8 protein-coding genes and 1 rRNA gene are annotated in these 14,124 nt (G+C 68.9%); 4 read left to right on the forward strand and 5 right to left on the reverse strand.

Translation table 11 applies throughout. The annotated features are described in order from the left end of the window. Positions 1–57 precede the first annotated feature (57 nt). Positions 58–1,563: a CoA-acylating methylmalonate-semialdehyde dehydrogenase gene (locus PKF00_RS38700; protein ID WP_271222721.1), complete on the reverse strand. Its 1,506-nt coding sequence runs from the start codon at positions 1,561–1,563 to the stop codon at positions 58–60. Further along, on the reverse strand, positions 1,560–2,861 hold the full coding sequence (locus PKF00_RS38705) for an aspartate aminotransferase family protein (protein ID WP_271222722.1): 1,302 nt from the start codon (positions 2,859–2,861) through the stop codon (positions 1,560–1,562). Before PKF00_RS38705 ends, PKF00_RS38700 begins: the two co-directional genes overlap by 4 nt. Before the next feature lie 380 nt (positions 2,862–3,241). Between PKF00_RS38705 and PKF00_RS38710 the strand changes: the two genes are divergently transcribed. Then, positions 3,242–3,955 (forward strand): TetR/AcrR family transcriptional regulator, encoded by a 714-nt coding sequence (locus PKF00_RS38710; protein WP_271222723.1) that lies wholly within the window; start codon positions 3,242–3,244, stop codon positions 3,953–3,955. On the opposite strand, the gene PKF00_RS38715 is transcribed toward PKF00_RS38710, so the two are convergent. Further along, entirely contained in the window at positions 3,891–4,808 is a 918-nt protein-coding gene (locus PKF00_RS38715) for an EamA family transporter (RefSeq protein WP_271222724.1), read from the reverse strand. The two genes, PKF00_RS38710 and PKF00_RS38715, sit on opposite strands and share 65 nt — an antisense overlap. A gap of 204 nt (positions 4,809–5,012) precedes the next feature. Beyond that, on the reverse strand, positions 5,013–9,521 hold the full coding sequence (locus tag PKF00_RS38720) for a HAMP domain-containing protein (protein ID WP_271222725.1): 4,509 nt from the start codon (positions 9,519–9,521) through the stop codon (positions 5,013–5,015). A gap of 193 nt (positions 9,522–9,714) precedes the next feature. Here PKF00_RS38720 and PKF00_RS38725 point away from each other — a divergent pair, with 193 nt between their 5' ends. The 3 genes from PKF00_RS38725 (at position 9,715) to PKF00_RS38735 (ending at position 13,643) form a co-directional block, all read left to right on the forward strand. Then, positions 9,715–11,340, forward strand: coding sequence for a PucR family transcriptional regulator (locus tag PKF00_RS38725; RefSeq protein ID WP_271222726.1), 1,626 nt, complete (start codon positions 9,715–9,717; stop codon positions 11,338–11,340). A 9-nt stretch (positions 11,341–11,349) separates the two neighbouring features. Beyond that, complete coding sequence (locus tag PKF00_RS38730) at positions 11,350–11,745, forward strand: cupin domain-containing protein (protein ID WP_271222727.1); 396 nt, start codon at positions 11,350–11,352, stop codon at positions 11,743–11,745. A 431-nt stretch (positions 11,746–12,176) separates the two neighbouring features. After that, entirely contained in the window at positions 12,177–13,643 is a 1,467-nt protein-coding gene (locus PKF00_RS38735; RefSeq protein WP_271222728.1) for a phosphodiester glycosidase family protein, read from the forward strand. A gap of 409 nt (positions 13,644–14,052) precedes the next feature. On the opposite strand, the gene rrf is transcribed toward PKF00_RS38735, so the two are convergent. Then, positions 14,053–14,124: ribosomal RNA gene (gene rrf / locus PKF00_RS45275) — 5S ribosomal RNA — on the reverse strand; the annotation flags it as partial.

The following is a 14,124-nucleotide window of genomic DNA, read 5'->3' on the forward strand; positions in this document are numbered from 1 at the left end:
CCGCGGGAACGGCGGAGCCCCGCGGAAGGCTCCCGCGGGGCTCCGGACGCGGACGGACTACCTGTTGGTCGGGAACCCGAGGTTGACGCCGCCGTGGCTCGGGTCGAGCCAGCGCGAGGTGACGACCTTGCCCCGGGTGTAGAAGTGCACGCCCTCGGTCCCGTGGACGTGGGTGTCGCCGAACAGCGAGGCCTTCCAGCCGCCGAAGCTGTAGAAGGCCATCGGCACCGGGATCGGCACGTTGATGCCGATCATGCCGACCTCGACCTCGTTCTGGAAGCGCCTGGCGGCGCCGCCGTCGTTGGTGAAGACGGCGGTTCCGTTGCCGAACTCGCCTCCGTTGATCAGCTCCAGCCCCTCCTCGTACGAGGACACGCGCACGATCGCCAGGACCGGGCCGAAGATCTCCTCCCGGTGGACCCGCGAACCCGCCGGGACGTGGTCGAGGACCGTGGGGCCGAGCCAGAAGCCAGGGGTCTCCTCCGCCGCCGTTCCGCCGCGCACCTGGGTCCTGCGGCCGTCGACGACGAGCTTCGCGCCCTCGGAGACGCCCAGGTCGAGATAGGAGACCACCTTGTCGCGGTGGACCTCGGTGACGAGGGGCCCCATCTCCGAGGCGGGGTCGTCGCCGGGGCCGACGGTCAGCGCGGAGACCCTGGAGACGATCTTGTCGACCAGCTCGTCCCCGACCGGGTCGACCGCCAGCACGACGGAGATCGCCATGCAGCGCTCGCCCGCGGAGCCGAAGCCCGCCGAGACCGCGGCGTCCGCGACGAGGTCGAGGTCGGCGTCGGGGAGCACCAGCATGTGGTTCTTGGCCCCGCCCAGCGCCTGGACCCGCTTGCCGTGGGAGGTGCCGGTCTCGTAGACGTATCTGGCGATGGGCGTCGAGCCGACGAACGACACGGCCCGCACGTCCGGGTGCTCCAGCAGCCGGTCGACCGCCGCCTTGTCGCCCTGGACCACGTTGAAGACGCCGTCCGGCAGCCCTGCCTCCTTCCAGAGCGAGGCCATCAGCAGGGAGGCCGACGGGTCCTTCTCCGACGGCTTGAGGACGAAGGCGTTGCCGCAGGCGATCGCGATCGGGAACATCCACATCGGCACCATGGCCGGGAAGTTGAACGGGGTGATCCCGGCGACGACGCCCAGCGGCTGGCGGATGGAGTAGGAGTCGACGCGGGTGGAGACGCCCTCGGAGAAGCCGCCCTTGAGCAGGTGCGGGATGCCGCAGGCGAACTCGACGACCTCCAGGCCCCTGGCGACCTCGCCCAGCGCGTCCGAGTGGACCTTGCCGTGCTCGGCGGAGATGAGCCGGGCCAGCTCGTCACGGTTGGCGTACATCAGCTCGCGGAAGCGGAACAGCACCTGCGAGCGCTTGACCAGCGAGGAGTCCCGCCACGCGGGGTAGGCGGCCAGCGCGGAGGCCACGGCCGCGTCGACCTCGGCCGCCGACGCCAGGTGGACTCGCCCGCCGACCTCGCCCGTCGCGGGGTTGAAGATCTCGGACGTACGGCCTGTGCCCTCGACGGGGGCTCCGGCGATCCAGTGGGTGACGTTCTTCACGACGAGACGACCTCAGCGTTGATGACTTCGAGTGCGTTGACGATGATCCCGAGGCCCTCCGCGGCCTCGTCCTGGGTCAGGGTGAGCGGCGGGGCCATCCGCAGCACGTTGCCGTACAGCCCGCCCTTGCCCGCGAGCAGACCGGCCTTCTTCGTCTCCTCCATGAACCGGGCCGCGAGCGCCGGGGAGGGCTCGCCGGTCGCCGGGTCGACCAGCTCGACGGCGAACATCAGGCCCTTGCCCCGGACGTCGCCGACGATCGGCAGGCGCGGCGCGGCCTCGCGGAGCCCGTCGATGATCAGGGTTCCGGTCCTGGCCGCGTTCGCCTGCAGGTCGTGGTCGAGCACGTAGTCGAGGGTCGCGTTGGCGGCGGCCATGGAGATCGGGTTGCCGCCGAAGGTGGCCAGGCCGACCGCGTGGAGGCCGTCCATCAGGTCGCCGCGCGCCACGACGCCGCCGACCGCGAAGCCGTTGCCGAGGCCCTTGGCGAAGGTCATCATGTCCGGCGTGACGCCGTGGTTCTGGATGCCGAAGAACGCCGAGCCGGTACGGCCCCAGCCGGTCTGCACCTCGTCGGAGATCAACAGGATGCCCTGCTCGTCGAGGACCTCCTTGTAGGCGGCGAACAGCCCGTCCGGCGCCATGGTGAAGCCGCCGACGCCCTGGATCGGCTCGGCGATCAGCGCGGCGACGTCGCCCCCGACGGAGGTGGCGAGCACGTGGCGCAGGTCGTCGACGCACGCCGCGATGTAGTCGGCGTCGGAGAGGCCGCGGAACTGGGTGAGGCTCCGGTCGGCGCCGTGCAGGAAGTGCACGTTCAGCGGCGACAGCGAGTTGTTCTTCCAGGAACGGTTGCTGGTCACGCTGATCGCGCCGAACGAGCGGCCGTGGTAGCTCTGCCGCATGGCGAGGACCTGGTCGGACCTGCGCGCGTAGGTCGCCAGCAGCAGCGCGGTCTCGTTGGCCTCGGTGCCCGAGTTGGTGAAGAAGACCTTGGCGTCCTCGATGCCGGAGAGTCTGGCGATCTTCTCGGCGAGCTCGACCTGGCCGCGGAGCAGGTAGACCGTCGAGGTGTGCACCACACCGGTGGCGAGCTGCCTCTCGACGGCCTCGCGCACCTCGGGCACGTCGTACCCGATCATGTTCGTCAGAATGCCCGCGAAGAAGTCCAGATAGGTCTTGCCTGAGGCGTCGACGACCCGGTTGCCCTTGCCGCCGACGATCTCAATGGGCTCGTTGTAGTAGAGGGCCACCCAGTTGGGCATAACCGCACGGTGGCGTGCAAGAAGGTCCGACATACATTGAGTATCCCGGGTGCCGCCAGATGCTCCTACCGACAACATGTCGGGATATGCCCTATAAAGCCGTCAGGTTGTCAGAACCTCGTTCCGGCGAACGAGGGCCTGCACGGCTTGCGCCCTGCGACGGTTGGCGCAAGCCGTACAGGATGTTCGGGTGGAGCACCCCCCAGGTTCCCCTCCCGAGCTACGACCATCGTTACTCATATTTCCCACTAAAACAATCTGAAATACATGAATTTTTGAAACGCTTCCGTGACAGTCCTCTCACCGCCGGATGGCGCGAGGGTGGACCAGAGGGCCCATTCCGGGAGGAGCGATCGGCCTCGCACGCCGTACGATATTCTCGAACACCGTATTATCGGACTTATGCTTGAGGGGTGAAGCAGCCCCTAACCTCGGTATGGACCCGCGAGGCGCGTCCTGCCAAGAGCCCCACGCTGAGCCGAGCGCAGATCGTGCGCGCGGCCATGGAACTGCTCGACGCCGAGGGGATGGACGCCCTGAGCATGCGCCGCCTGGGCGGCAAGCTCGGCGCGGGGGCCACGAGCATCTACTGGCACGTGGCCAACAAGGACGAGCTGCTCGAACTCGTCCTCGACGAGGTCTTCGGCGAGATCCCGCTACCCGACCTCGAGGTGACCAACTGGCGGGACGCGGCCTCCGTCTTCGCCTACGGCGTGCGCCAGGTGCTCTTCGCGCACCCCTGGTCGACCGTGCTCATCGGCAGCATGCCGACCCTCGGCCCGAACGCCATGCGCCTTTCCGCCGGACTGATGAACACCTTCAAGATGGCGGGCTTCGAGGGCATGGCGCTGGACCGGGCCTCCTCCACCCTGATGGCCTACGTGCTGGGCTCGACCACGCCCGAGATCACCTGGAGGACCATCGTCGACAGTGCGGGGATGAGCGCCCCGGAGATGGTGGCGGCGATGGCGGAGACGATGGAGCAGGCCGCCGGCGACTACCCCGACCTGCTGGCCCGCTACAAGGAGTACGAGAACGTCGACCAGAACACCGCCAGCGCGCTCAACTTCGACTTCGGGCTGACCTGCTTCCTCGACGGCCTGCAGGCGCGTCTGAAGCAGTCGTGAGCCGGTCCTGGGGCGGCGAGCTCGCCAGGATGCCCCAGAGCGCGCCGGCCAGCACGACGACGCCGCCCGCGAGCTGCGACCACGACAGGGTCCCGCCCAGCAGCAGCCAGGAGGCCACCACCGCGACGACGGCTTCCAGCATGCTGAGGATCGACGCCCTGACCGGGCCGAGCGCCGTGGCCCCGACGAAGAACAGCGCGATCGCGAGCACCGTCGACACCACCGCCACCGCCGCCGCCCACCCCCAGCCCGCCGTCGCGAAGCCGAGGTCCAGACTGCCGAGCGCCAGCCCGAGCAGCGCGAAGGCGCCCGTGGCGAACATCGACAGGTAGGCGCTGGTGACCGTGGGCGAGAGCTCCGCCGACGCCCGGCTGCCCAGGACGATGTAACAGGCGTAGGCGACGGCGGCCCCGACGGCCGTGAGCACGCCCGGCAGGTCGAGCTCCGCGTCCAGCCTGCCGACCACGAGGACCAGCCCCGCCAGCGAGACCAGGATCGGTCCGACGACGGCCCAGCCGGGCCGGGCGCGGTCGACCACCGCGGTCAGGACGGAGACGAGTCCCGGATACAGGTACAGCAGCAGCGCGGCCAGGGCGGGCGCGATGCGCTGCACCGCGGTGAAGTACAGCAGCGACTGCGTCGCGTACATGCCGCCCAGCAGCGCCAGGGTCGCCCACTGCCGCCCCGTCGGCCTTCCGAACCTGCCGCGCAGCCCCAGCCACGCCAGGAAGACCACCGCGGCGATCGCGAACCGCAGCATGAGAAGCGTCGTCACCGACATGCCCGTGCCGTACGCGTAGGACGCGAAGACGGGTATGAGCCCGAACCCCGCCGCCGAGACAAGCGTCGCCACGACGCCGCGCCACATCACCGGCCGCCACCTCCGAGGGGCCTTCTTGTCCCCTCTGTGTCCTGTCTGTGCCCCGTTCGCGTCCCATCGGCGGCGTCGTGGCTCACCGGTGGCGTCGCTCTTCTGCGGCCTCGCCTGTCCGTCGCCATGGCCCTTCGGCGGCGGACAGGGGCGGCCACGCCCGGACGGCAAGCAGGCGGGCGCCGGTCAGAGTTCCAGCCACTGCTGGATGCGGGTGAGCAGCTCCTGGGAGTCGACCGGCTTGGTGACGTAGTCGCTCGCCCCCGCCGACAGCGTCTTCTCCCTGTCGCCCTGCATGGCCTTCGCGGTCACCGCGATGATCGGCAGGTTGGCGAAGCGCGGCATCTTGCGGATGGCGGCGGTGGCGGCGTAGCCGTCCATCTCCGGCATCATGATGTCCATCAGGACCAGGTCGATGTCCTCGTTGCGCGAGAGCATCTCGATGCCCTTGCGGCCGTTCTCCGCGTAGAGCACCTGCATGCCGTGCAGTTCGAGGATGTTGGTCAACGCGAAGACGTTGCGGACGTCGTCGTCGATGACCAGGACCTTCCGGTCGACGAGCACGGTGTCGGCCTCCTCGACCGCCTGGGGGCGCTCGTCGGGACTGGCCTGCACCAGCGGCAGCACGTCGCCCGGCTCCTGGGCCGACAGGTGCAGGGTGATGCGCTCGCGCAGCTCGTCGAGGCTGGGCAGGCGCTCGAGCGGCTGGGTGTTCGAACGCCCCTTGAGCAGGTTCTCCTGCGGCCGGGTGAGCGTGCGGGTGTGGTGGGCGAGCACGGGCAGGCCGCGCAGCGCCGGATCCTCGTCGAGCCTGCGGAGGAACTCCGCCGCCCCGTCCTGCCGCATTCCCAGGTCGAGGACGACGCAGTGGTAGTCGTCCTCCCGCAGGATGTCGACGGCGGTCGCGGGATCGTTGGCGGTGGACAGCCTGACCGGTCCGTGCGTCTCGTTCAGGTCGGCCGCGACGCTCTCGGCGAGCTGGGAGAGCAGCCCGTTGGGGCGGGACTCGACCACGAGCAGACGGCGACCGCCTCCGCCGGAGGACGTCTCGGCCGCCGGGGCGGGAAACCTCGCGGGAAGCGCGGCCGACGGCTTGACCGCGCCGGAGGGAGCCCGCCTGTCGGACGCGTCGGGAGCGACGTCGGCGACGGGCAGGCAGAGGCTGAAGGTGCTGCCCTCCCCCAGGACGCTGACCGCCCTGATCTCGCCGTTGAACAGGGCGGCGATCTCACGGCTTATGGACAGGCCCAGGCCGGTGCCGCCGTACTTGCGGCTGGTGGTGCCGTCGGCCTGCTGGAAGGCGTCGAAGATCTGGGAGAGGTTCTCCTTCGCGATGCCTATGCCGGTGTCCACCACGTGGAAGGCGAGCGCCTCCTGGTCGCGGACCCCCAGCAGGTCCATCCGCGCGACCCGTTCGATGCGCAGCCCGACCGAGCCGCTCTCGGTGAACTTCACCGCGTTGGACAGCAGGTTGCGCAGGACCTGCCGCAGCCGCTGCTCGTCCATCAGCAGCTCCTCCGGCACGTCGGGAGCGACGGTGACGTCGAACCTGAGCCCCTTCTCCGTGGTCAGCGGCCGGAAGGTCGCCTCGACGTAGTCGAGCAGCTGCCGCAGGGGCAGGGGCTCGACGGTGATGTTCATCTTGCCCGCCTCGATCTTGGACAGGTCGAGGATGTCGTTGATCAGCTGGAGCAGGTCCGTGCCCGCCGAGTGGATGACGTTGGCGTACTCCACCTGCTTGGCGGTGAGGTTCCTGGCCGGGTTCTGGGCCAGCAGCTGGGCCAGGATGAGCAGCGAGTTGAGCGGGGTGCGCAGCTCGTGGCTCATGTTCGCCAGGAACTCGCTCTTGTACTTGGAGGCGAGCGCGAGCTGCTTGGCGCGGTCCTCCAGCTCCTGACGCGCCTGCTCGATCTCGCTGTTCTTCGTCTCGATGTCGCGGTTCTGCCTGGCGAGCAGCTCCGCCTTCTCCTCCAGCTCGGCGTTCGAGCGCTGCAGCTCCTCCTGCCCCACCTGGAGCTCCGTCGCGAGGCGCTGCGACTCGGCGAGCAGGGAGTCGGTGCGGGCGTTGGCGACGATCGTGTTGACGTTGACGCCGATGGTCCCGACCAGCTGCTCCAGGAAGGCCCTGTGCACCTGCGTGAACCGGTTGAGGCTGGCCAGCTCGATCACGCCGAGCACCTGGTCCTCGACGATGATCGGCAGGACGATGAGGTTGACCGGGCCCGCCGCCCCCAGGCTGGAGGAGATGGTGAGGTAGCCGGCGGCGATGTCCTCGACCAGGATGGGACGCTTGGCGAGCGCGGCCTGTCCCACGAGCGACTCCCCGAAGCCGTAGCGGCGGCTGGTCTCCCGGTGGCCGTAGCCGCCGACCACCCGCAGCTCGGGGCCGCCGGGCTTCTCCTCCGCCAGCAGGAACGTGCCGTGCTGGGCGGAGACCAGCGGGGCCAGCTCGTTCATCACCAGCTCGGCCACGACGGCGAGGTCCCGGTGTCCCTGCATGAGGCTGGAGATGTGGGCCAGGTTGGACTTGAGCCAGTCCTGTTCCTGGTTGGCCAGCGTGGTCTCGCGCAGGGACTTCACCATGGAGTTGATGTTGTCCTTGAGCTCCGCCACCTCTCCCGAGGCGTCGACGGTGATGGAGCGGGTGAGGTCGCCCGACGTCACGGCGCTGGTCACCTCGGCGATCGCGCGCACCTGACGGGTGAGGTTGCCCGCCAGCTCGTTGACGTTCTCCGTCAGCCGCTTCCACGTGCCGGACACGCCCTCGACCTCGGCCTGACCGCCGAGCCGCCCCTCACTGCCCACCTCGCGGGCCACCCGGGTCACCTCGGCGGCGAACGACGACAGCTGGTCCACCATCGTGTTGATCGTGGTCTTCAGCTCCAGGATCTCGCCCCGCGCGTCCACGTCGATCTTCTTCGTCAGGTCGCCCTGGGCGACCGCCGTGGTGACCTGCGCGATGTTGCGGACCTGGTTGGTGAGGTTGTTGGCCATCGAGTTGACGTTGTCGGTGAGGTCCTTCCACGTCCCCGCCACGTTGGGCACGCGGGCCTGACCGCCCAGCTCTCCCTCGGTGCCGACCTCGCGGGCCACCCGGGTCACCTCGTCGGCGAAGGCGCTCAGCGTGTCGACCATCGTGTTGATGGTCTGCGCGAGCGCGGCGACCTCGCCCTTGGCCTCAACGGTGATCTTCTGCGACAGGTCGCCCCTGGCGACCGCCGTGGCCACCTGGGCGATGGAGCGCACCTGGCTGGTCAGGTTGGAGGCCATGACGTTGACGTTGTCGGTGAGGTCCTTCCAGGTGCCCGAGACCCCGCGGACCGTGGCCTGGCCGCCGAGGTTGCCCTCGGTGCCGACCTCGCGAGCCACCCTCGTCACCTCGTCGGCGAAGGCCGACAGCTGGTCCACCATCGTGTTGATGGTGTCCTTCAGCTCCAGGATCTCGCCCCGGGCGTCCACCCGGATCTTCTGCGACAGGTCGCCCTTCGCGACCGCCGTGGTGACCTCGGCGATGCTGCGCACCTGGGCGGTGAGGTTGTCGGCCATCACGTTGACCGACTCGGTGAGCGCCTTCCAGGTGCCGGAGACGCCCTTGACGTCGGCCTGACCGCCGAGCCGCCCGTCGGTGCCGACCTCGCGGGCCACCCTCGTCACCTCGTCGGCGAACGACGACAGCTGGTCCACCATTGTGTTGAGGGTGTTCTTCAGCTCCAGGATCTCGCCGCGCGCCGAGACGGTGATCTTCTGCGACAGGTCGCCCCTCGCGACCGCCGTCGCCACCTGGGAGATGTTGCGGACCTGGTCGGTGAGGTTGCCCGCCATGTAGTTCACCGAGTCGGTCAGGTCACGCCAGGTGCCGGAGACGCCCTTGACGTCGGCCTGACCGCCGAGCCGCCCGTCGGTGCCGACCTCGCGGGCCACCCTCGTCACCTCGTCGGCGAACGACGACAGCTGGTCCACCATGGTGTTGATGGTGTTCTTCAGCTCGAGGATCTCACCCCGGGCGTCCACGGTGATCTTCTGCGACAGGTCGCCCTTCGCGACCGCCGTGGTGACCTGGGCGATGCTGCGGACCTGGTCGGTGAGGTTGCCCGCCATGAAGTTCACCGAGTCGGTCAGGTCACGCCAGGTGCCGGCGACCCCGGTCACCTCCGCCTGACCGCCGAGCCGCCCGTCGGTGCCCACCTCGCGAGCCACCCTCGTCACCTCGTCGGCGAACGACGACAGCTGGTCCACCATCGTGTTGAGGGTGTTCTTCAGCTCCAGGATCTCGCCCCGGACGTCCACGGTGATCTTCTGCGACAGGTCGCCGGTCGCCACGGCGGTGGCGACCTGGGCGATGTCACGGACCTGGTCGGTGAGGTTGCCCGCCATGGCGTTGACCGAGTCGGTCAGGTCCTTCCACGTGCCGGAGACGCCCGGCACGTCGGCCTGCCCGCCCAGTTGCCCCTCCGTGCCGACCTCGCGGGCGACGCGCGTCACTTCGGAGGTGAACAGGGACAGCTGGTCCACCATGCCGTTGAAGACGGTGGCGATCTCCTTCAGCAGGCCGTCGCCCTCGTCGGGCAGGCGGGTGCCGAAGTCGCCGTCCCGTACGGCCGTGAGGCCCGCGAGGAGCTGGCGGAGATCGAGTTCCTCGACGGCTGAAGCGGTCTGAGCGGAGCCACGTCTCGCCTTGTCCGTAGTCTCAACCATGTTCACCATCGCGCCCTTCGGCCGAGAAAAGGTCAAGTCATCCTAAGGCCACGGAGCACGAGAACCAGCGGGTCGGAAGCCCTGCGAGGAACCGGACTGGTCATGCCGAAATGCACTCAAGGGGCATATCGACTTACCATACTGTAAGGCACGTTCCGTCCTAACTTACAGTCTGATCAGATACTCTCGGTGGGTGCTCCCAACCATCGCCGACGTTCTCGCCTTGGACACCGTCCGCAGGGGCAACCCCCGAGTGGTCGCGGGAGCCGACCGGCTGGACACCCGGGTCCGCTGGGTCCATGTCGGGGAGGTCACCGACATCGCCCACCTGCTGCGCGGCGGAGAGCTCGTTCTCACCACCGGCATCGCGCTGCCCGACGACCCGGAGAGCCTGACCTCCTACGTCGCGGAGCTGGCCGCCGTCGGAGCGTCCGGCCTGATCGTGGAGCTGGGCCGCAAGTTCATCAGGGAACTGCCCCGGTCCGTGGTCAACGCCGCCGAGGAGCACGGCCTGCCCCTGGTCACGCTGGCCCGCGAGACCCCCTTCGTGCAGATCACGGAGTCGGTGCACGCCAGGATCATCGACATCCAGCTCGAGGAGCTGCGCGCCTCCGAGCAGCTCCACGAGGTGTTCACCGAACTGTCGGTCGAAGGCGCCTCCCCCGCCGAGGTGCTCAGCCAGGTCGCCCGTCTCTCCGGGCGTCCCGTGCTGCTGGAGAACCTCGCCCACCAGGTGCTGGCCTGCGAGACCGCGGGACGCGACACCGGGGCGTTGCTGGCGAGCTGGGAGACGCGTTCGAGGGCGGTGGCCCCTGAGGGGCGGACCGCCTACGACTCCTCCTCCGGCTGGCTGGTCACCATGGTCGGCGCGCGGGGCCAGGACTGGGGCAGGCTGATCCTGCTGTGCGACAGCACCCCCGGACCACGCGACATCGTGCTCGCCGAACGCGCCGCGACCACCCTCGCGCTGGGCCGCCTGCTCGAGCGCCACCAGGAGTCACTGGAACGCCAGGCCCACGGCACGATCATCACCGGCATCCTGACCCACGCCTACTCCGACCCCGAGGAGGCCGCGGCCCGCGCCAGGGCGGTCGGCGTGCCGCTCACGGGGCGCAAGCTGATCAGCGTGGTGCTGCGCGTCTGCGAGCCGCAGGAAGGCCCCCTCGAAGGTCAGGAACAGCTCGCGAAGCTCGGCGAGCTGGCCGACGCCGCAGCCGCGGCCTGCCGCGACGCCCGCTTTCCCGCCCTGGTCGGCGCCCTCGACCAGAACCGCGTCGGCGTCCTGCTCCCCCTGCCCCCGCGCACCCTCGCCGAGCCCTCGCTGACCACGCTCGCCGACCGGCTGCGCATGACCTTCACCACCCCCTTCGTCCTGGCCGCGGGCTCGGTCGTCGAGTCGATCCGCGACGTACGGCGGAGCTTCCTCGAAGCCGAGCAGGTCGCCGACGTCGCCGTCAGACAACCCGACGGGCGCGCCTTCTACCGGCTGCCCGACCTGCGCCTGCGCGGCCTGTTGCACCTGCTGAGAGACGACGCCCGCCTGCAGACCTTCGCCGAGCGCGAGCTCGGCCCCCTGCTGGCCCACGACGCCCAGCGCGGCGGCGACCTGACCAGGATCCTGCGCATCTACCTGGCCGCGGGCCGCAACAAGGCCGTCGCCGCGCAGAAGGCCCACCTGTCCCGGCCCGCCTTCTACGACCGGCTCCGTAGGCTGGAACGCGTTCTCGACATCGACCTGGACGACATCGAGTCCTGTCTCTCCCTCCACGTCGCGTTGCTGGCGCTGGAATCCTTCAGGAGAGACAACCCCCGCACCTGAAAGGCCCCCATGCCCGAGATCCTCGTCCCCGAGACCGCCGACCTTGCCCGTATGGTCGGCGCCGCCGGTCTCTTCGCCGTCCCCGCCGGCGACGTACGGCTGTCGCCCGACGAGCTGGACCCCGCCCAGATCCTGGCGGGCTCGCCCCAGACCTCCTCGGTCGAGCTGTGGTCCTCCCCCGACGGCTCCCAGAGCAGGGGCATCTGGGAGATCACCCCGGGCACCGTCACCGACGTCGAACGCGACGAGATCTTCGTGGTCCTGTCAGGCCGCGCCACCGTGGAGGTGGAGGGCGGCGCCAGCATCGAACTCGTCCCGGGATCGGTCTGCCTGCTCGCCGAGGGCGCCAAGACCACCTGGATCGTCCACGAGACCCTCCGCAAGGTGTACCACTCCATCTCTTGACACCCTCCCGGCCGAAGCCGGGGTTCACGGTTCACGACCCCGCCCAGCGGCTGGAGGGCTCCCCGCCCTGAAGGACAGGGCATCCACGCCGGAGGAACGCCCGGAGGAACGCAGTGAGGGATCCGGAGGCTCACAGCCCCATGACGCCACGGGCCGTACGAAACCAGACTTCCGTACGGCCCGCCTTCGCCTGACCATTTGCCATGAATATGACCCCTGTCATGGACACGACGCGCCTAGGAGTCATGTCACCAGCGCGTACGCGGAGACCAAAGCCGGGCGCGGTTCGGACGAACAGTGTCGTCATCCACAAAGACACCGTGTGGGAAAGAACACTTTCTCGAGACGTTTAGCGTGTTTCGCTCACCTTGGCAGGTAGATCTCGGCACGATGGTGCACCGAAGCATGGTCACCAACGGGGAGAGATATACATGTCACGACGTCTCGTCGTCGGGCTTACAGCCGTAACACTTGTTGTCACCGCGATTCCGGCCCAGGCGGAACGAGCTGCTCTGACCTTCCCCGCCTCGGCGTTCCCTCTCGGCGCGAACGTGGCGACGGTGAAGAAGGACCAGCGCAACGTGGCCGCCGGAGTGAACCTTTTCAGTGTGCGGTACGGCACGTCCACCCAGGGATGGACCGTGGCGGTGCTGATGCCCAACGGACACGAGGACGGCACCCTCGCCACCGCTCAGGCGAAGGCCGAGCAGGTGGAGGCCGCCGGGTTCACCCCGAGCCTCCAGAAGGTGGTCCAGCCCGCCGCCGCCGACGCGCCGGCCGTTGAGCGCTATGTGGTCCGTGTGGGAATGTGGACGCTCAAGCAGCGCGCCAAGGCCGACAAGGTGGTCAAGGAGCTCAAGGAGTTCGACATCAGGGCCAAGGCCGACTACCTCGGCGACGACGGCCTGGAGACCACGGGCCCCTGGAACCTCCGCGTGCTGATGGTGGACCCGAAGGCCTTCAGGGGATCGTTCAAGACCAGCGTCGGGCGCAGCATCGCCAAGAGCGAGAGCACCAGTTCGATGTCGAAGCTCACCGGCGCCATCGCCGGCGTCAACGGCGGCTTCTTCAACATCCACACGGTCAAGGAGATCAAGGGAGACCCGATGGGGATCTCCGTGGTCGGCGGCAAACTTCTCAGCGAGGCGGTGACAGGCCGGACCGGTCTGGTCATGAGCGGCCGCAAGATCAAGATCACGGAGTTGAAGACGACCGTCACCGCGACCTCGTCCGACGGGACGAGAACCGAGGTCCACGGAGTCAACCGTGCCCCCGCCGCCGACGAACTCGTGCTCTACACCGAGGAGTTCGGGACCAAGACCGCGGCCGACGGCGGCACTGAAGCCGTGATCGACGCCCAGGGCCGAGTCGTCTCCGCCCGTCAGGCGGGCGGCGCCGTACCTCGTGGTTTCTCTGTGCTCCACGGCACCGGCGTCATGTCCGACTGGCTGCTCGAGCACGCCGCGGAGACCGCGACCGTGAAGGTGGACACCAAGGTCATCGACCTGCGGACCCGGCGGGCCGTGCCCCTCACTCCCACGACCTACGTCATGGGCGGCGGTGTCGGCCTGGTCAGAAACGGCCGGATTCACATCAGCGCGCTGGCCGACGGACACGCCTCCCTCAACATGATGCTCCGCCGCCACCCCCGGACGATGGCCGGAGTCACCAAGAACGGCGGCCTGATCCTGGCCACGGTCGACGGCCGCATTCCCGGCGTCACCGTGGGAGCCTCGATGGTCGAGGCGGCACAGCTTATGCGCTGGCTGGGCGCCAAGCAGGCCATCAACCTCGACGGCGGCGGATCGAGCGCGATGGTCGTGGGCAACAAGGTGGTCAACCAGCCCTCAGACGGCGTCGAGCGCCCCGTGGGTGACGCCTTGTTCGTCACCCCCTGACCCGGTCTCCCGAAGGCCCACTCCTGATGCCCTGGCTCCTCCCGGACCAGGGCATCTCCTTTTGTCCAGGTTCCTTGTCCATGGCCCCGGTTTGTCCATGGCCCTGCCCACCCCGACGAGGCGCCTTTCGGACACACACCACCGCTCCCGCGAAGTTCCCGAGAAAGCCGCAGAAAGCCTCCCGGGAAAGCCCTGCGGAGGCCTTTCGGGAAATCTCGCGGAGGCCTGCCGGGAAAGACCCGGAGTAAGCCTCTGCTCCGCACCGCACCGAGCCCCGCACCGCACGACCGACCTCAGAACGACTGACCCCGGGAAGGCCTTCCCCCAACGCCGGGAAGGCCTTCCCCGAAAAGACCCCGGAAACGCAAAGAAGGGCCACCCCATACGGGGTGACCCTCCTTGAAAGATTGTCCGGCGGCGACCTACTCTCCCACACCGTCCCCGGTGCAGTACCATCGGCGCTGAAGAGCTTAACTTCCGG

Origin of the sequence: Streptosporangium carneum, assembly GCF_027922005.1 — a bacterium.
Classification (GTDB): Bacteria; Actinomycetota; Actinomycetes; order Streptosporangiales; family Streptosporangiaceae; genus Streptosporangium; species Streptosporangium carneum.

Excerpts from the sequence above, each read along its gene's own strand:
- PKF00_RS38735 (WP_271222728.1), top strand. The coding sequence starts at position 12,177 with ATGTCACGACGTCTCGTCGTCGGGCTTACAGCCGTAACACTTGTTGTC.
- PKF00_RS38720 (WP_271222725.1), bottom strand. The coding sequence starts at position 9,521 with ATGGTTGAGACTACGGACAAGGCGAGACGTGGCTCCGCTCAGACCGCT.
- PKF00_RS38730 (WP_271222727.1), top strand. The coding sequence starts at position 11,350 with ATGCCCGAGATCCTCGTCCCCGAGACCGCCGACCTTGCCCGTATGGTC.
- PKF00_RS38705 (WP_271222722.1), bottom strand. The coding sequence starts at position 2,861 with ATGTCGGACCTTCTTGCACGCCACCGTGCGGTTATGCCCAACTGGGTG.